The sequence below is a fragment of the Gemmiger qucibialis genome, assembly GCF_027689445.1.
Taxonomy (GTDB): domain Bacteria; phylum Bacillota; class Clostridia; order Oscillospirales; family Ruminococcaceae; genus Gemmiger; species Gemmiger qucibialis.
This window is the reverse complement of record NZ_JAQFEN010000002.1, coordinates 354,192-371,112: the sequence shown is the minus strand read 5'-3', so window position 1 is coordinate 371,112 and position 16,921 is coordinate 354,192. Positions and strand designations below refer to the sequence as shown.

At 55.6% G+C, this 16,921-nt stretch carries 17 protein-coding genes and 2 tRNA genes; 8 read left to right on the top strand and 11 right to left on the bottom strand.

Features of this window, described 5'->3' with window-relative positions:
- Positions 1-24 precede the first annotated feature (24 nt).
- From ispE to PG062_RS05520, 6 genes are all read right to left on the bottom strand, one after another.
- On the bottom strand, positions 25-942 hold the full coding sequence (ispE, locus tag PG062_RS05545; RefSeq protein WP_270751523.1) for a 4-(cytidine 5'-diphospho)-2-C-methyl-D-erythritol kinase: 918 nt from the start codon (positions 940-942) through the stop codon (positions 25-27).
- 27 nt (positions 943-969) lie between these two features.
- On the bottom strand, positions 970-2,148 hold the full coding sequence (locus PG062_RS05540; RefSeq protein WP_270751522.1) for a pyridoxal phosphate-dependent aminotransferase: 1,179 nt from the start codon (positions 2,146-2,148) through the stop codon (positions 970-972).
- Positions 2,148-2,627, bottom strand: a complete 480-nt coding sequence (locus tag PG062_RS05535) for an Lrp/AsnC family transcriptional regulator (protein WP_113998876.1) — start codon at positions 2,625-2,627, stop codon at positions 2,148-2,150. Before PG062_RS05535 ends, PG062_RS05540 begins: the two co-directional genes overlap by 1 nt.
- 158 nt (positions 2,628-2,785) lie before the next feature.
- Positions 2,786-3,589: a TIGR03915 family putative DNA repair protein gene (locus tag PG062_RS05530; protein WP_270751521.1), complete on the bottom strand. Its 804-nt coding sequence runs from the start codon at positions 3,587-3,589 to the stop codon at positions 2,786-2,788.
- Positions 3,568-4,932 carry a putative DNA modification/repair radical SAM protein gene (locus PG062_RS05525; RefSeq protein WP_270751520.1) on the bottom strand — a complete coding sequence of 455 codons (1,365 nt, stop codon included), beginning with the start codon at positions 4,930-4,932 and terminating at the stop codon, positions 3,568-3,570. Before PG062_RS05525 ends, PG062_RS05530 begins: the two co-directional genes overlap by 22 nt.
- 170 nt (positions 4,933-5,102) lie before the next feature.
- Positions 5,103-5,729, bottom strand: coding sequence for a LexA family protein (locus PG062_RS05520; RefSeq protein ID WP_113998875.1), 627 nt, complete (start codon positions 5,727-5,729; stop codon positions 5,103-5,105).
- Between the two features lie 319 nt (positions 5,730-6,048).
- On the opposite strand from PG062_RS05520, the gene PG062_RS05515 reads away from it, so the two are divergent.
- From PG062_RS05515 to PG062_RS05500, 4 genes are all read left to right on the top strand, one after another.
- Entirely contained in the window at positions 6,049-6,333 is a 285-nt protein-coding gene (locus PG062_RS05515) for a hypothetical protein (RefSeq protein ID WP_270751519.1), read from the top strand.
- Positions 6,334-6,606: 273 nt separating this feature from the next.
- Complete coding sequence (locus PG062_RS05510; RefSeq protein WP_270751518.1) at positions 6,607-7,356, top strand: copper homeostasis protein CutC; 750 nt, start codon at positions 6,607-6,609, stop codon at positions 7,354-7,356.
- Between the two features lie 126 nt (positions 7,357-7,482).
- A tRNA-Ser gene (locus PG062_RS05505) sits at positions 7,483-7,573 on the top strand.
- Positions 7,574-7,613: 40 nt separating this feature from the next.
- Positions 7,614-7,704: transfer RNA gene (locus PG062_RS05500), tRNA-Ser, on the top strand.
- Positions 7,705-8,050: 346 nt separating this feature from the next.
- Here the strand turns inward: PG062_RS05500 and PG062_RS05495 are convergent.
- The gene (locus PG062_RS05495) at positions 8,051-8,500 is read right to left on the bottom strand and encodes a hypothetical protein (protein WP_270751517.1); all 450 of its coding nucleotides are present in this window, start codon (positions 8,498-8,500) and stop codon (positions 8,051-8,053) included.
- 206 nt (positions 8,501-8,706) lie between these two features.
- Positions 8,707-9,855, bottom strand: coding sequence for a lactaldehyde reductase (gene fucO, locus PG062_RS05490; protein ID WP_113998849.1), 1,149 nt, complete (start codon positions 9,853-9,855; stop codon positions 8,707-8,709).
- Positions 9,856-10,251: 396 nt separating this feature from the next.
- Here fucO and sdaAB point away from each other — a divergent pair, with 396 nt between their 5' ends.
- Positions 10,252-10,938 (top strand): L-serine ammonia-lyase, iron-sulfur-dependent subunit beta, encoded by a 687-nt coding sequence (gene sdaAB, locus PG062_RS05485; RefSeq protein ID WP_270751516.1) that lies wholly within the window; start codon positions 10,252-10,254, stop codon positions 10,936-10,938.
- A gap of 2 nt (positions 10,939-10,940) precedes the next feature.
- Positions 10,941-11,816 (top strand): L-serine ammonia-lyase, iron-sulfur-dependent, subunit alpha, encoded by an 876-nt coding sequence (sdaAA, locus tag PG062_RS05480; RefSeq protein ID WP_113998847.1) that lies wholly within the window; start codon positions 10,941-10,943, stop codon positions 11,814-11,816.
- A 176-nt stretch (positions 11,817-11,992) separates the two neighbouring features.
- Here the strand turns inward: sdaAA and PG062_RS05475 are convergent, their stop codons facing one another.
- The 3 genes from PG062_RS05475 to PG062_RS05465 all read right to left on the bottom strand — a co-directional run bounded on the left by PG062_RS05475 (position 11,993) and on the right by PG062_RS05465 (position 14,102).
- Entirely contained in the window at positions 11,993-12,982 is a 990-nt protein-coding gene (locus tag PG062_RS05475; RefSeq protein WP_270751515.1) for a helix-turn-helix domain-containing protein, read from the bottom strand.
- A 138-nt stretch (positions 12,983-13,120) separates the two neighbouring features.
- Positions 13,121-13,612, bottom strand: a complete 492-nt coding sequence (locus PG062_RS05470; RefSeq protein WP_270751514.1) for an HD domain-containing protein — start codon at positions 13,610-13,612, stop codon at positions 13,121-13,123.
- Between the two features lie 97 nt (positions 13,613-13,709).
- Positions 13,710-14,102 (bottom strand): BlaI/MecI/CopY family transcriptional regulator, encoded by a 393-nt coding sequence (locus tag PG062_RS05465; protein WP_270751513.1) that lies wholly within the window; start codon positions 14,100-14,102, stop codon positions 13,710-13,712.
- A gap of 364 nt (positions 14,103-14,466) precedes the next feature.
- Here PG062_RS05465 and serC point away from each other — a divergent pair, with 364 nt between their 5' ends.
- Both serC and PG062_RS05455 read left to right on the top strand, forming a co-directional pair.
- Positions 14,467-15,564: a 3-phosphoserine/phosphohydroxythreonine transaminase gene (serC, locus tag PG062_RS05460; RefSeq protein ID WP_270751512.1), complete on the top strand. Its 1,098-nt coding sequence runs from the start codon at positions 14,467-14,469 to the stop codon at positions 15,562-15,564.
- A gap of 176 nt (positions 15,565-15,740) precedes the next feature.
- Positions 15,741-16,901, top strand: coding sequence for a phosphoglycerate dehydrogenase (locus tag PG062_RS05455; RefSeq protein WP_113998842.1), 1,161 nt, complete (start codon positions 15,741-15,743; stop codon positions 16,899-16,901).
- Positions 16,902-16,921: the final 20 nt, after the last annotated feature.

Genomic DNA, 16,921 nt, shown 5'->3' with positions numbered 1-16,921 from the left:
GCTGCAGACCTGCAACCAGCAGGCTTATTCTTCCCGCCTGGGTGTGTGGTCCTTTTTGGCAGGGCGCGGCAAAACGCGCGCACCGCCGCGCACCGGGCGGGCCAGATAAACCTGGTCATACCCGGCCTGCAATGCCTGTTGGGCCTGTTTCGCCTTTTGCCCATCATCAAACACACCAAACACCGCCGCGCCGGAACCAGTCATCAGGCTGGTTATTGCGCCTTGGGCATTCAGCTGCTTACAGATAGCGGCTGTTTCCACCGCGCCGCTGCAATGTTCCAACGCATTGCCCGCAGCGGTGCACATAGCAGCCAGATCGTTTTCGCGGATGGCCTGTTCCTGGCGCTCACAGTCCGGGTGAACCGGGCTTCCCATGATATCATAGCGCTTGAACGCCTCCGGTGTGGAGATGCCAACGCTGGGCATAACCACCACAAACCAGCAGTCCGGGCAGGGCGGCAGCGGCTTAATCAAATCGCCCACGCCCTTTACCCGGCAGGTTCCGCCCATCAGGGCAAAGGGTACATCCGCGCCAATGCCCGCACCGATGGCACACAGCTCGCTCATTGAAAGCTGCGCGTTGTACAGCTCATTCAGGCCAACCAGCACACCGGCAGCATCCGCACTGCCGCCCGCCATACCAGCCCGCACCGGCACATGCTTCTGGATTGTAATATCCACCCCGGCCAGCAGCCCGGTATAATGGAAAAACGCCACAGCCGCTTTGTACGCTGTATTTTTATCGTTGGGCGGAACAAAGCTGCCCGGCAGGCGCAGGGTCAGGTCTGCACTGCGGCGCAGGGTGATGCGTTCATACAGGTCAATGGTCTGCATAACCATGTCAAGGTCATGGTAGCCGTTTGGCAGCAGTCCAGCCACATCTAGCGAAAGGTTCAGCTTGGCAGGCGCCAACACCACGACCAATTGTTTTTGATATACCATATCCTGTTCAGCTCCTGTTTTTGCCGTTTATTCTGCCAGCCAGCCGTGGTCTTTCAGGAAAGTGCGGATGCGGCGCATGGCAGTTTCCAGGTGTTCCACGCTGTAGGCATAGCTGATGCGCGCATAGCCTTCCCCACTGGCGCCAAAAGCATCACCGGGGATAATGGCAACCTCCTGCTCTTTCAACAGCATTTCGCAAAATTCCTGGCTGGTCAGCCCGCTGCAGCGAATGCAGGGGAACACATAAAACGCCCCGCGCGGCTCAAAGCAGGTCAGGCCCATATCGTTCAGCGCCTTTACCACATAGCGGCGGCGGCGGTTATATTCATCGCGCATCATCTCAATAGAATCATCGCAGGAATGTAGCGCTGCGATAGCTGCATACTGGCTGGTGGTGGGGGCCGACATAATGCAGCTCTGGTGAATTTTGGTCATCACCTTGATCACTGGTTCCGGACCAACCGCATATCCCAGGCGCCAGCCTGTCATGGCATACGCTTTTGAGAAGCCGTTCACTACGATGGTGCGTTCTTTCATGCCCGGCAGTGTGGCAATGCTGATGTGGCGGTCCAACCCATAGGTCAGCTCCGCATAAATCTCATCCGAAAGCACCATAATATTGGTACCGCGCAGCACCTCCGCAATGGCTTCCAGATCTGCCGCATCCATCACGCCGCCGGTGGGGTTGTTGGGATACGGCAGGATCAACAGTTTGGTACGTGGCGTAATGGCGGCGCGCAGCTGGTCCGCCCGCAGGCGGAAATCATCCTCCACTTTGGTGGCAATGTGCACCGGCACGCCGCCGGTCAACGAAGTGATCGGTTCATAACAGACAAAACAAGGCTCCGGGATGATGACTTCATCCCCCGGTTTGACCAGTGCACGGATGGTCAGGTCAATGGCCTCGCTGCCGCCCACGGTAACAAGCACCTCGCTGGGCTGGTAGTTCAGCTCCATGCGGCGGGCCAAGTAGCGGCAAATTTCGGCGCGCAGCTCTTTGATACCCGCATTGGCGGTATAGCGCGTACGGCCTTGTTCCAGGCTACGGATGCCCGCATCCCGGATGGTCCACGGCGTCTTGAAATCCGGTTCGCCCACGCCAAGGCTAATGCAGTGCGGCATTTCGGCGGCCAAATCAAAAAACTTGCGAATCCCCGAAGGCCGCATGGATTTCGCAGCCGGCGCAAGCAGTTCATCGTAATTCATCACAGTACGGTACACTCTCTTTCGTCGGCTTCTTCGTTCAGGTACAGCTTGCCGCCGCGCTTATACGGGCGTAGCACAAAGCTGGTTGCCGTGGAAAGTACATCGTCCAGCGGAGAAAGGCGCTTTGCCACAAACAGGGCAATTTCCTGGAAGCTGTGGCCCTTGATGATGACCTGCAGATCATAGCTGCCGCTCATCAGCAGAACGCTGTCCACCTCGTCAAAGCTGGCGATCACCGATGCGATCTCGTCAAAACCGCGGCTCTTGCGCGGGGAAACGTGCAGTTCGATCACTGCTTCCACCACATTGATACCAGCCTGTTCCCAGTCGATCATGGCTTCAAAACCGCGGATATATCCCTTGGCAACCGCCTCATCCATCATAGTGGCAACCTGGGCAGGCGTTTTGCCCATCATAGCGGCGATATCTTCCACCGGCAGGCGGGCATTTTTTTCAAGAATATGCAGCAATTCTTCCATCATGCAGAAACTCCCCTATCTTTTCTGTTTTACCGTCTGCCGCAGGGCAAATTTCCTGCCTGCTTCCGGCCCGTGATCTTACACACGCATACAAATAATATATAGATATTAGTATACCACAAATTTTTATGTCTGCACAGGGGGTAAAGCTGCTGTTTTTATCGGGCTGCTTCCGCATTTTGCTCCGCCTTACCAGCGGTTCCCCGGCCCAGCAGCGCCATTTCGCACATATCTTTCCAATAGCGCTTGGGAGCGTGGGACATCTGGCAACGTTCATTGCGGCGCTGTTCAATGGTAACGGCATCAAAAAAGCGTTTCCACAGCTTTTGCCAGTCCAGTTCCTCCTGCCCGGTGTTTTTATCATAATGCTCCATGACCATATACTGCACTTTGCGGTCCCTGCGCAGCATGGCGATGCCGTGGGTCGCATCAAAAATCATAAAGTCTTCATCCGGTAACCGACTGCAAAAGTGCCCGCGCAGCAGCGGCAGAATCCTGTTTTTGGGGTGGATCACCGTGCCAAGCATCATACCACGCTGTTCAAAGCGGATGAACTCAATATACTTGCAGGCTTCATTATTGACCGCCCGTTCTAGGTCAAACGCCGCACAGATATCCGGGTCCCCTGTTGCACGCGCGGCAGCGGGGCCTTTTTCAAAGCAGATACGCGCAAAGCGCAGCAGGATCAGTTCATGTTCCGGGTCATCCGATAAAAATCCTGTTGTTATGCGTTCCTTTACCGTCGGTCCGAGCCGCTCCAATCCTCTTGCAACGCGCTGGGCGCGGGCAGGGTCTGTTACGATCTCGCACGAATCATAAAAGCTGATCTGCCCGCGGTCAGGTGCGCAGACGGCGGCAGGGATCTCTTTGCGGGAATAGCTTTCAAAAATGCAGCACAAAAAGCCCTGGAAGGTTCCATCATAGCGGTACACCGTGTCGGTCACATGCGCCGGGTAAGACATTGCAAAGCCTCCTGTTTTACCTCATAGGCTGCCTGGCGGGCGGGCATCCCCGCCGCGGCCAGTTTCTGCACAGCGGGCGCTGCATCCGGCAAAACCTTCGGGGTAAAGTCATCCAGCGAAAGCTGCTGCGTACCCACGGCAAATGCCTTGGGGTCCAGCAGCGCCGCGGCGATTTCCTGCCGGGTTCCGTGGGCTGCGGCGCGGCCGTTGCAGGTAATAAAGTACTGGGCACGTTTCAGCACAACCCCCATCCGCTTGAGTTCCGCCATTCCAAGGTGCTGCTGGCGGCGGGCGGACAAAATCCGCAATGCACTTTTGGGCCCGATACCCGGAATACGCAGCAGGGCCGCCTTGGGCGCAGTGTTGATCTCCACGGGGAAAAATTCCGGGTGGCGCACTGCCCAGGTACATTTGGGGTCCAGATAAGGGTCAAAGTTCGGCTCTTCCTCTGTCAGCAGTTCCCAAGCCGAAAAATCATAGTACCGCAAAAGCCAGTCCGCCTGGTACAGCCGGTGTTCCCGCAAAAGCGGCGGGCGCACATCCAGCGCAGGCAGGCGGGAATCACTGTTAACCGGAAGATACGCCGAAAAGAACACGCGCTTGAGCGAGTATTTTTTATATAAAGATTCCGCCAATCCCATAATGTGGCGGTCGCTTTCCGGCGTCGCTCCAATAATCATCTGGGTGCTCTGCCCTGCCGGTGCAAACGCCGGGGCGTGGCGGTACAGCACCAGCTCCTTTTTGCTCTGCGCACTCTGTACAGCGATCTGGCCCATCGGCTTCAAAATTGCCTGCTTCTTTTTATCGGGAGCCAGCAAGGAAAGGCTGGCTTCGCTGGGCAGTTCAATATTGACCGAAAGCCGGTCCGCCAAAAGACCGATACGCCGCACCAATTCCGCGTCCGCGCCGGGGATGGTTTTGGCGTGGATATAGCCGTTGAAATGATATTCTTGCCGCAGAATGCGCAGCGCCTCGATCATGCGTTCCATCGTATAATCCGGCGTACCGATGACCGCACTGGAAAGGAAAAGCCCTTCAATGTAATTACGCTTATAAAAGCCGATTGTCAGTTCTGCAAGCTCCCGCGGGGTAAAGGTCGCACGGGGTACATCGTTGGAGCGGCGGTTGACACAATAACCGCAATCATAACAGCAGGCGTTGGAATACAGCACTTTCAGCAGCGAAATACACCGCCCATCCGGCGTAAAGCTGTGGCAGATGCCCGCCGCCACGCTGCACCCCAGCTTGCCGTGTACCCCGGCGCGGTCCACACCGCTGGAAGTACATGCCACATCATACTTGGCGCTATCCGCCAAAATCGCAAGTTTATCTTCCAGCTGCATGGTTCGTTCTCCTCTTACTAGCCAGCACGGTTTTATAACGTGCCCTAAAAAATGGTATAAGAAATACACGCCGCCGCATAAGCATTGTTTTGCAGACGGCGTGTAGGAAAAATTTTATTCAGTTATCTGCTGGCCTCATCCGCATTACCGCGGGAACGCGCTGCGGTTTTTTACCACTTGGCTTTGGTCTCCACAACCTTACCGGCAATGTACAAATGGTCCAATTCTTCCCCGCGGATGATCAAATCCTCATAATCCGGGTTGAAAGGATGCAGCACAACAGCGTTGCCGCGCTGGATGTATTTTTTCAGGGTACCGTTGCCATCACCATACACCATAACGCCAAGGTCACCGTTATCCAGCGTATTCTGGCGGTGAATAAGGGCCAGATCGCCATCCGAAATGCGCGGTTCCATACTGTCGCCTTTAACCACAAGATAGAAATAATTCTGCGGGTCCTTTACGCTGGCGTATTCTGTACCGTAATCTTCCTCAAAAGCAAGGGCATCGTACCCTGCGCGCACCGTCCCCACAACAGGAATTGGGCACTGGGTATACTGGCTGAACGCACGCTGCCCAACGGCGCCGTGCGCGTCTGCGTTGCTTTGCAGGCCAAGCAGCATGTCTGCGGTAGTATCTAAAATTTCTGCCAGCCGGGCAACTGTCTGTGGGTCCGGGGTGGAGCGCCCAGTCTCCCACTTGCCAACAGCCTGTTGGGTAACGCCTAGCAGGCGCGAAACTTCTGCCTGGCTATAATGTTTCGCCTTACGGGCTTCTCTCAGTCGTTCTGAAAACATGGTTTTTCCTACTTTCACTGTGGTTGCCGCGCTGTACATAAAGCAGCAGTCAAGCGATGCACCCATGCACCAGCCCAAGCCGCGGCATTCGCCAAGTTTTATGGTTTCATTATACAACCCAAGGTAGTATTTGTAAAGAGATTCCGTGAAAAAATATTCTAGAAAAAGTTGTTTTGCGCCCCTTGACAACAACCGCTAGTTGTACTATTCTAGATTCATAAAACAACCTCAAGTTGTTCTTATGCATTTATCGTTGTACTTTTATTGCATTTTTCGCAACTGTTTTTTAATTTGCGGCACGATCCCGGAGGTCATAATTATGAAAATGAATCTACTTACCGAGCTTATCTGCAATGTCCTTTTGTATTCCATCGGTTTTGGCGGGCTGATGGTCGTCTGCGCCGTGGCAGAAGGTCAGCTTTCCCTACTGCCAGCCCTCGCCATTGGGGCCGTGCTGTGCTTCACCTTTAACGCAGTTGCTGGGGTACGCATTGCCCTGCGCAATACCAATACGCAAAAGCGGAGCGTAACCATTGCCCCGCAGCCACACCCACAAAGCAGCACCCCACCCCTGCGCGTTATGCGCGGTGGGCATGCCGCTTAAATTTGTCGGCGCTCTTTGGTAGCGCAAAGGCATTGTAACCCCGTCCGGAATGTGTTACTCTTATATTAAGGCAATACCGCATAATTCCCGCCTTGCGGCTTAAGCACCGCTCCGGCAGCTGCGGCACGGCATCTGCGTTGCCAAAATGCTCGATAAGACATCCAGTATTATCTGCGCTTTTGGCTTAGCATCTGCCGCACCTCGCCTGCCGTATCGGCACTTAGAATTATGCGGTATTGCCTTAAGTAAGAAAAATCGTTTTGGAGGGTCATTATGCTGCTGGAAGTTTGTGTGGATAGCCTTGCATCGGCGCGCGCTGCCATTGCTGGCGGGGCGGACCGTCTGGAACTGTGCAGTGCACTGCTGGCCGGTGGGCTGACCCCTTATACCGAGCTGCTGCGTCAGATCCGACACGAAAGCGATGTTGCCGTGCGCTGCCTGATACGCCCGCGTGCAGGGGACTTTCTATATATGCCGGAAGAGATTGAGATGATGTGCGTGCAGATCACCGAGCTGCACAGTGCCGGGGCTAACGGTTTTGTGATTGGCTGCCTGAACCCGGACGGCACGCTGGATTGCACCGCAACCGCACGGCTGGCAAAGGCCGCCAATGGTGCTGGGCTCACCCTACACCGCGCCATTGATGTATCTGCCGACCCATTGCAAACCTACCGCGACGCCGCCGCCCTTGGAATTGATACCGTGCTGACCAGTGGTGCCGCCGCCAGCTGTGTGCAGGGTGTTGACGTTCTGTGCAGCCTGTTGGCAGAGCGTGACCGCACCAATGGTCCGGAAGTACTGATCGGTGCCGGGGTAAACGCTGGGGTGATCCGGCAGCTTTCGGCTGCCCTGCCGGGCGCAAGGGCTTACCACATGAGTGGGAAAGTGGAACTGGAAAGCCGGATGGTGTTCCGCCGCGAGGGCGTTCCCATGGGGCTGCCCGGTTTGGACGAGTGGCATATCCAGCAGACGGATACAGCGTCCGTGCGTGCCGCGCGCCAAGTGTTGGACGATTTGGCGTGATTTTATTGTATTTTCTCTTTTTCTTTTTAATTTTTGCAATTTCTTTTGCTGTTTTTTCATTTTCATGCTTGACATTCTGCATGGCTTATGGTAATATAACTATCGCACCTTGGTGGTGGCCACTGTGGAGAGGTGTCCGAGTGGTTTAAGGAACTGGTCTTGAAAACCAGCGATTCGCGCGAGCGGACCATGGGTTCGAATCCCATCCTCTCCGCCATTTTGTGTGAAAAAGTGAATAGTTTATCACTTTGACTTGTGGAGTAATACTCAAGAGGTCGAAGAGGCGCCCCTGCTAAGGGCGTAGGGTCCGAAAGGGCCGCGAGAGTTCAAATCTCTCTTACTCCGCCAACAAAAACCCGCGTATCTGCGTAAGATATGCGGGTTTTTGGTTTATCTAAACGCACCTCTACCCCACCATTTACCTCAATAATACCCCTATCTAGGGTGTATCTGAAAAGTCGAAAATATCGTCTATTTCTACAAACACAGGTTGATGTTCATGGTATCCCGCACACAAAAACAAACAGGCCGCCCCAAGGCTTGTCCCCGCAAAGGGGGATGAGCAGCCCCGTTAAAACCGTTGCATTTGTTAGTTGTAACTAACTTCTTTTTCAAAAAATAGCCGGAGTGTTTCCACAAGCGTTTTGCGGGTATACTCCGGCTTTTATTATACGGTGCGGCACAAGGATGCAGTTCAGGATGCGCGGCGGCGGAACAGCACCGCCAGAGACCATACCAGCGTGGCCGCGCTGAACCACAGCCCGGTGCTGAACGCGTTGGCTGCCGCTGTGCGCAGCATGGCACCGGGCATGGGGATCTCCGGCATATGCCTGGCCGCCTGCCACACTGCCGCTGCTTGAACAGCAGCCTGCTCCGCCCCAACGGCGCAGCCAACGGTAGAAAGGATCATCGGCAGCAGCAGGCGCTTTTTATCTTTATGGCACCAGCCCAGCAGCAGGCCCGCGGAAATTATTCCCGTCCCCCACGGCAGAAGCCCCAGCAGGGTGCCCAGCCAGCTGTCGGGCTTCGTGCTGACAAATACCGCCGTTGGGCCATCTGCTCCGCCAATAATGCCAATGGTGCTGTTGGCCTGCGCTCCCCTTGCCTGCACCCGGTCTTTCAGCTGGTTCCAAAATTGGCTCACGATCTTCCCTGCCTTTCATTTGTTGTTTGGCCACTGCATGTATTTTGTTCTTGTTTGGTTAGCTATACTATAGCATGTCACGCTGTTTTCGTCAATGAAACATTAAAATCGCAGCATCCCTCAATATTTCTGCCACGAAAAACCACCCCGCATGCAGCAGTGGACAGCATGCGGGGCGGTAATTATGGATTCAGTTCATCGAAAGATCACAGCAGGCCCTTGTACAGTTCCTTGATCTCCTCAACGCTGGTATCACGCGGGTTGCCGGGGCAGCAGGCATCGGCAAAAGCGGACTCTGCCAGGAACTGGATGTCCTCTTCCTTCAGGATGCCATGCAGGTTTGCGGGGATGCCAACATCGGCGCTCAGCTGCTTGACGGCTGCGATGGTTGCATCAGCGGCTTCGGCATCATTCATCTCGTCAATGCCGGTCACGCCCATAGCCTTGCCGACTGCGCGGTAACGCTCGCCTGCAACACTCTTGTTGTATTCCAGGCCGGTGGGCAGGATGATGGCGCAGGCAACGCCATGCGGGGTGTCGTACAGAGCAGACAAACCGTGTGCCATGCTGTGGACAATGCCCAGGCCAACATTGGAGAAACCCATGCCGGCAATGTACTGACCCAGAGCCATGCCTTCGCGCCCTTCCGGGGTGTTCTGCACAGCGCCGCGCAGGTTCTCGGAGATCAGCTTGATGGCTTCCAGGTGGAACATATCAGAGATGGTGCAATGGCCCTTGGTGATGTAGCCTTCAATGGCATGTGTCAGTGCGTCCATACCGGTGGCGGCGGTCAGGCCCTTGGGCATGCTGGACATCATATCGGGGTCAACCACAGCGATTTCAGGAATATCGTTGGTATCCACGCAGACGAACTTGCGCTTCTTCTCTACATCGGTGATGACATAATTGATGGTAACTTCGGCAGCGGTACCGGCGGTGGTGGGTACGGCAATGGTAAACACAGCGTGCTTTTTGGTGGGGGCAACGCCTTCCAGGCTGCGGACATCCGCAAATTCGGGGTTGTTGATGATGATGCCGATGGCCTTTGCAGTATCCATGGAAGATCCGCCGCCAATGGTCACGATGCAGTCCGCCTCAGCTGCCTTGAAAGCAGCAACGCCGTCCTGCACGTTCTGGATGGTGGGGTTGGGCTTGATTTCGCTGTAAACAGCATAGGGGAAGCTGGCTGCATCCAGCAGGGCAGTGATCTTGCCGGTAACGCCGAACTTGATCAGGTCGGGGTCAGAGCAGACAAAAGCCTTTTTATAGCCGCGGGCGGTCAGTTCGGGAACAATGTTCTCGATTGCACCATGGCCATGGTAAGAGATAGTATTCAAAACAATGCGGTCAGCCATAATGGTATTACCTCCGTTTTCTGTGCATGGTTTGCTCTTGGGCACGCGCTGTACGCAGCCCGTTCCATGCCTTTGTTATAATTATAACATCGTTTTACCCTGCCGTCTTTGGGCTTTTGTATCCGCTTTATTGTGAAAATTCCACTTTGCTGTTAAGCCACCCAAAAGTTTCTAAAGTTTTTGGGCATTTCTTCCGTGCTGTCCCCCACTTGCAAACACCTGCGCGATATGCTATACTGTTTTTGCAATGAGGCGCGACCTGTTTTTTGGCCGTGCCTTTTTAACTATCAGGCCAAAGCCGCGGCGCGCAGCCCGGTTTTTTATAAGGTGTATCTGAAAGCAAAGAAATAAGCCAGATTTTCGACTTTTCAGGTACACTCTAGGAGGGATAACGTCATGCGCTTATTTGATGTGCTGGGCCCCGTGATGACAGGCCCTTCCAGCAGCCACACGGCTGGCGCGGTGCGCATTGGGCTTACAGCGCGCAACCTGTTGGGCGAAGCCCCAAAAACCGCCGAGATCCTGCTGCATGGCAGCTTTGCCGCCACAGGCCGCGGCCACGGTACCGACCGTGCGCTGGTGGCCGGGCTGCTGGGCATGCTGCCAGACGATGAACGCATCCCGGACAGCTTTTCCCTGGCGCAGCAGGCCGGGCTGGATTATACCATCGGCACCGTGGTGCTGCGCGGTGCCCACCCCAACACCGCCCTGCTGCGGCTGGAAGGGGTGAGCGGCCGCAAGCTGGAAGTAATGGGTGCTTCCATCGGCGGCGGGCGCATCAACATCTGCCAGATCGACGGCATTACCACCAACTTTGGCGGCGACCACAACACCCTGATCGTTCACAATCAGGATACCCCCGGCCATGTGGCCGAAGTGACCACCGCATTGGCGCAGCGGGGTATCAACATTGCCACCATGCAGCTGTACCGTTCCACCGCCGGGGGCTATGCCGTAATGGTGCTGGAATGTGACCAGCCCCTGCCGGACGCCTTAATTGCCGAACTGCGCGGCATGCAGGGCATTGTGAAAGTGACCGGTCTGAACCTTGCGCAGCAGACCGAAACAAAGGAGGGCGCGTGATTATGGCATATTCTTCCGTTAAAGCAATGCTGAACGTCAGCCGCCAGAACAACCAGCCCCTGTGGGACGTTATTTTGCAGAGCGACCTGCTGGAAAGCGGGCTGACCCGCCCCCAGTCCCTGGCCGAAATGCACCACCTGTGGCAGGTGATGGTGCAAACCAGCGATAACTACTGTGGCGCGGATCGTTCCGCCAGCGGCTTTGCGGGCGGCGATGCTGCCAAAGTGGCCGAAGCCGAAGCCCGCGGCCAGCTGTTGACTGGCGGCTATCTAGCCCAGGTGATGGCCGAAGCCCTGAAAACCGCCGAATGCAACGCCTGCATGAAACGAATTGTCGCCGCGCCCACGGCGGGCAGCTGCGGCGTTCTGCCCGCGGTGCTGCTGCCCTTGTGGCGCAGCGGCAACTATAACGAGGAAGCCATCTGCCGCGCGCTGTATGTCTCCGCCGGGTTTGGGCAGGTTGTGGCCGCGCGCGCCACGCTGGCCGGCGCCGAGGGCGGCTGCCAGGCCGAGGTCGGCGCTGCCAGCGCCATGGCAGCCGCCGCCCTGGTGGAGCTGCGCGGCGGCACCGCCGAACAATGCGCCGAAGCCTTTGCCATGGCGCTGACCAACCTGGAGGGCCTTGTGTGTGACCCCGTGGCCGGGCTGGTGGAAATTCCCTGCATCAAGCGCAATGTGATCGGGGCCATGAACGCAGTCTCCTGCGCGGACATGGCGCTGGCCGGCGTGGTAGGGCATATCCCCGCGGACGAGGTGATCGACGCGATGGCCGAAGTTGGCGCTGCCATGAGCAATGACCTGCGCGAAACCGGCATCGGCGGCCTTGCCGGCACCCCGACGGGAAAGGCGATCCGGGATATTGTGCAGATGCAGGGCTGATGCGCAGCATCAGAATGAATAAATAATAAAGAATAATGGCGGTGTGCGCGCCACGCGCGCACATTAAAATAAGGCGTTACTTTCCTTCATTGGCAATTTGCTGTAGGAAAGTAGCGCCCTATTTTTTGAGCCGTGCCACCGCACGGCGGTCCACCAACATTATTCTTTATTCATTATTATTTATTATTTTGCTTTCTCAGCGCCATTTTCACCACCAGCACTAGGGCCGCATACAGAATGCCGCCGATGGCCCAGATGAACCAGCTGTATTGGGGCTGGCCGTTGCCCTTGGGGCCAAAGGTGTACAGCAGGAATGCCGCCGTGACCACCAGCCAGTACACCACGCTGATGGCGGTACGCAGCTCACGGGTGGCTTTGCTGTGGCGGGTGTAGTCCCCTTCTTCCAGCAGCTTTTCCGTTGCGCCGTAATAGGTCCCGCCCAGCACAAAGGCAAAAACGCCGCAGGCAACCAACACCAGCAGAATACAAACCGCCGCATTCATCACGATTCCGCTGTTCACCATCATGGCCACAAACAGCGGAATAGCGGACAGAATGCACAGCACGGTGCCGGTCAGGTTCAATTTATCATAGGTGGGACGGTACGCCGCCTGGCGTTCCCGCACCATGCCGGTCACGCCGTATTCTGTTTCAAAGGGTTCCTTTTCCAAAAAATCAAAGTCCCGGTTCTTCGTGCCGCACAGCATAAACAGCACCACAGCCACGCATTCCATTACCAGCAGAACGCACAGGCCAATACCGGTCGCCACCTTCTCGTTCAGGCCAAACTGGGAATGCTGGCAGATTTCGCCCAAAAGCAGCAGCATAACAGGTGAAGCAACACAGAGCGCGGTTCCCCACGCCATGTAGGGAGCGTTGACCTTTGCCTGGGCCAGGGCAGCGTTAGCCTGCTCCAGCGTTACACGGCGCAGGGCGGTGAGCTCACTTTCGGCATATTCCGGTTCGCCCATCTCGTCTTTTAACAGGTAATCTGTGGTAACGCCAAACAGCTTGCTGATCTGCAAAATCTTTTCAATGTCCGGCACCGACTGTGCGCCCTCCCATTTGGAGACCGACTGCCGGGTCACGTTCAGCTGTTGGGCAAGTTCTTCCTGGGAATATCCTGCCTTTTTGCGCAGGGCGATCAATTTGTCTGCAAAGATCATGGTCAATGTCCTCTCTTGTGTTGTGGGGTTTTGTTTCGGTGGCTTTATCGTACCAGCTGGTGCCGTTGCAAAAAAGAACCTGACTGTTGGAAATGTGTCAACCGCCGGTTGCGGGCAGAAAATTTATCGTAGTATCGTTTACATCACAAACATTTCTTTGCAGATCGTTTTGCCTGTCTGCGTTTTGAAAATTTTATCCAGCGCGTTCTGCGCCGCTGCTTTGGGTACAGAATCCTCATACAGATTGACCAGGAAATCCGCTTCCACCAGGATCTGATAGTCCATTCCGTTGATATTGGTATACGTATGGTGGTGCCCCACCAGATAAGCAACGCGGTCGGCCTGCGCCGGGGTAAAGCCGCATTCCAACATCATGGCGCGGGCCGGGGCGGGGCCGAGCTCTTCCTGATATCTGCCCGCGGAGCTGCCATAGGTCTGCTCTGCCGGTTTGATTCCGATATCATGCACATAGGCAGCGGCTTCCAGAATTTCCAGCGTTGCGGCATCCATCCCCTCCTGCCGGGCAATCAGCGCAGCAAAGCTGTGCACCTTGATAAAGTGCTGGATGCGGGCAGGATCCGCTGCGTAATATGTAATCATATGCAAAGCAAGGTCATCCAATTTTGTCATGTCTTATTTCCCCTCTCATTCTGTTACAAGTCAAGCATCTGTCTGTATTGTACTGCACCGCCCTATAAAAGCAAGAGGCAGTTTTCCTTTTTGGGGGTCAATCGTAATCGTATTCCGGGCTTTCAGCCACGCGGGTGTCCAGCCAGCGGGCCAGACGCTCCATCTCAGCATTGGTGATGCGTCCGGTATCCGATAACGCTGCCACCATGCTGCGCAGGTCCCCGCCATACAGAGTTTGCAGGTGTGCCGCACTGACTGCCCCGCAATAGGTCACACGGCGCACCAGCGGGGTATAAATATTTTTGTTGCCCTGCTTTTCGGGCCGTACATAGCCCTTGGCTTCCAGCCGCAGCAGGAAGTTGAGCAGTGTGGAATCCGCCCACACACAGTCCGGCGGCAGTTTGGCCGCGATCTGCCGCCGGGTGGCCGGTTTGCCGCAGGCCCACAGCGCCGCCATGACCTGCTCTTCACTGGTTGAAAGTGCTTTCATTCTTCTCTCCATTCCGTTCTTTTATGTTTGTGGTTGATTTATGTGCTTTTATTTTACATCTGTGGCAGATATTTTAGCAAGGTGCATTTTGCACAAAATGTGCACTTACTTTTTGGCTGTTTTGGTGGTCAGCATTTTACATTTGTAAAAGCATCTGTTTTCGTTTTGCGCACATCTGTACTTATTGGCAGGCTGTCCGCGGCAATTTTCCACTTTTTTCGGTATTTTGACAAACGTGTTTTGCTTGCGGGCGGGCAGGTGCAGTGCGTATAATACAGGTGTTGTGAAAAACGAATCAACAAAGCAAGGCGCAGCGCGCCGCTTTGAGCTTGGGTGTAAGAATGAATTTAGGAGGTAACCTCTTATGAATCGTGTGTATAATTTCAGCGCCGGTCCTTCCATGCTGCCGGTTCCCGTTTTGCAAAAAGCTCAGGCCGACCTGCTGGACTACCATGGCAGCGGTATGAGCGTGATGGAGATGAGCCACCGCAGCAAGTGGTTCGATGAGATCATCCAGAACACTGAGGCCGGTATCCGCAAGGTGCTGAATGTGCCCGACAACTACAAGATCGGTTTCTTCCAGGGCGGCGCAACCCAGCAGTTCGCCATGGTGCCCCTGAACTTTATGACCACCGGCACGGCGGATTATCTGGTGACCGGCAACTTCAGCAAAAAGGCTGCCGAGGAAGCCGCTAAGTTCGGCACAGCCCGCATCGCTGCTTCCAGCAAGGATAAGAACTTCACCTATATTCCGGATGTCAAGGCCATTGCGTATGACCCCAACGCCAGCTACATCCACATCTGCCAGAACAACACCATTTTTGGCACTACTTATAAAGATGTGCCGCAGGTGGACGGCATCCCCCTGGTAGCTGACATGAGCTCCATGATTTTCAGTGAGCCGACCGATGTAAGCAAGTACGGCTGCATCTACTTTGGTGTGCAGAAGAACGTTGCCCCCGCCGGTATGGCCATTGCCATCATCCGGGACGACCTGCTGGGCAAGAGCGCAAAAGGCATCCCGGCGGAAAAGATCCCCACCATGATGAACTACACTACCCTGTTGGATAAGGACAGCATGTACAACACCCCGCCGTGCTGGTGCATCTACATGACCGGTCTGGTGATGGATTACCTGCAGAACGAGGTTGGCGGCCTGGAAGAGATGGCCAAGATCAACCACGCCAAGGCCAAGGTCCTGTATGACTACCTGGACGGTCAGGACTTCTATAACAATCCCGTTCAGCCGGAATACCGCAGCATGATGAACGTGACCTTCACCAGCCCCAACCCGGATATGGATAAGAAGTTCTGCGCCGCTGCTACCGAAGCCGGTTTCGTGAACCTGAAAGGCCACCGCCTGGTTGGCGGCATGCGTGCTTCCATCTATAACGCCATGCCTGCCCAGGGTGTGAACGACCTGGTTGATTTCATGGAGAAGTTCCGCAAGGAAAACGCGTGAAACTTTTCCAAAAGAATAACGAATAGAGAATAAAGAATAATGCCGGTGTGCGCGCCGCGCGCGTACATTAAAAACAGGCTGTTCCCTTCTTTTTTGAGCCGTGCCAGCGGCGGTCCACCTTCATTATTCATTATTATTTTTTATCTTTTAATTATTACAGGGGGTTATCCGCCATTATGTATACCATCAAAACCATGAACGCCATTTCGCCGGTTGGGCTGGCAAAGCTGCCGGCCAACCAGTTCGAGATCAATAACGAGGCCAACGACGCACAGGGCATTCTGGTGCGCAGCGCCGACCTGCATGATGTCGCCCTGCCCAAAAGCCTGCTGGCCATTGCCCGCGCAGGTGCCGGCACCAACAACATTCCCATTGACCAGTGCACCGAGCAGGGCATCGTGGTGTTCAACACCCCCGGTGCCAACGCCAACGCTGTGGCCGAGCTGGTCATCGGCGCGCTGGTGTCCGGCAGCCGCAATGTACCGGACGCTGTGCAGTGGGCGCAGGGCCTGAAAGGCAGCGCCACCCTGGCCAAGGATGTGGAGAAGGGCAAAAAGCAGTTTGTCGGCCCGGAACTGCGCGGCAAAACCATCGGTGTAATCGGCCTGGGTGCCATTGGTGCCCGCGTCGCCAACGCCGCCGTTGCCCTGGGCATGGAAGTTTTGGGCTATGACCCATACATTTCCATTGACGCTGCATGGAGCCTGTCCCGCAGCGTACAGCACTGCGTCACCCTGGGCGATATGCTGCCCCGCTGCGACTATCTGACCATCCATGTGCCGTACCTGCCCTCCACCAAGAACACCATCAATGCCCAGACGCTGGCCATGTGCAAGGACGGCGTGCGTGTGCTGAACTTTGCCCGCGGTGAGCTGGTTGATAACTTTGCCCTGCTGGATGCTCTCGGCACCGGCAAGGTTGCCCAGTATTTCTGCGATTTCCCGGCGGAGGAGCTGCTGGGTGTGAAAGGCGTTTACTGCACGCCGCACCTGGGCGCTTCCACCCCGGAAAGCGAGACCAACTGCGCTGTGATGGCAGCCAATGAGCTGAGCGACTACCTGAAAAACGGCAACATCACCCACAGTGTCAACCTGCCGGATGTCAGCCAGCCGCGCGTTGGCGGCAAGCGCATCTGCATCATTCACCGCAATGAGCCGGGCGCAATCTCTGCCATCACCGGCATTCTGACCGCCGCCAACCTGAACATTGAGAACATGGTGAACAAAGGCCGCAAGAATGTTGCCTACACCATGCTGGATGTAACAGGCAATGTGGATGCCGGCCTAACCGCACAGCTCAGCGGCATTGATGCCGCCATCCGCGTGCGTATCCTGTGATAATACCTTGAATTAGAGGG

Excerpts from the sequence above, each read along its gene's own strand:
- PG062_RS05470 (WP_270751514.1), bottom strand. The coding sequence starts at position 13,612 with ATGACAAAATTGGATGACCTTGCTTTGCATATGATTACATATTACGCA.
- serC (WP_270751512.1), top strand. The coding sequence starts at position 14,467 with ATGAATCGTGTGTATAATTTCAGCGCCGGTCCTTCCATGCTGCCGGTT.
- PG062_RS05455 (WP_113998842.1), top strand. The coding sequence starts at position 15,741 with ATGTATACCATCAAAACCATGAACGCCATTTCGCCGGTTGGGCTGGCA.
- PG062_RS05475 (WP_270751515.1), bottom strand. The coding sequence starts at position 12,982 with ATGATCTTTGCAGACAAATTGATCGCCCTGCGCAAAAAGGCAGGATAT.
- PG062_RS05510 (WP_270751518.1), top strand. The coding sequence starts at position 6,607 with ATGCTGCTGGAAGTTTGTGTGGATAGCCTTGCATCGGCGCGCGCTGCC.
- sdaAA (WP_113998847.1), top strand. The coding sequence starts at position 10,941 with ATGGCATATTCTTCCGTTAAAGCAATGCTGAACGTCAGCCGCCAGAAC.
- PG062_RS05540 (WP_270751522.1), bottom strand. The coding sequence starts at position 2,148 with ATGAATTACGATGAACTGCTTGCGCCGGCTGCGAAATCCATGCGGCCT.
- PG062_RS05530 (WP_270751521.1), bottom strand. The coding sequence starts at position 3,589 with ATGTCTTACCCGGCGCATGTGACCGACACGGTGTACCGCTATGATGGA.
- PG062_RS05535 (WP_113998876.1), bottom strand. The coding sequence starts at position 2,627 with ATGGAAGAATTGCTGCATATTCTTGAAAAAAATGCCCGCCTGCCGGTG.
- ispE (WP_270751523.1), bottom strand. The coding sequence starts at position 942 with ATGGTATATCAAAAACAATTGGTCGTGGTGTTGGCGCCTGCCAAGCTG.
- fucO (WP_113998849.1), bottom strand. The coding sequence starts at position 9,855 with ATGGCTGACCGCATTGTTTTGAATACTATCTCTTACCATGGCCATGGT.
- sdaAB (WP_270751516.1), top strand. The coding sequence starts at position 10,252 with ATGCGCTTATTTGATGTGCTGGGCCCCGTGATGACAGGCCCTTCCAGC.
- PG062_RS05465 (WP_270751513.1), bottom strand. The coding sequence starts at position 14,102 with ATGAAAGCACTTTCAACCAGTGAAGAGCAGGTCATGGCGGCGCTGTGG.
- PG062_RS05520 (WP_113998875.1), bottom strand. The coding sequence starts at position 5,729 with ATGTTTTCAGAACGACTGAGAGAAGCCCGTAAGGCGAAACATTATAGC.
- PG062_RS05525 (WP_270751520.1), bottom strand. The coding sequence starts at position 4,932 with ATGCAGCTGGAAGATAAACTTGCGATTTTGGCGGATAGCGCCAAGTAT.
- PG062_RS05515 (WP_270751519.1), top strand. The coding sequence starts at position 6,049 with ATGAAAATGAATCTACTTACCGAGCTTATCTGCAATGTCCTTTTGTAT.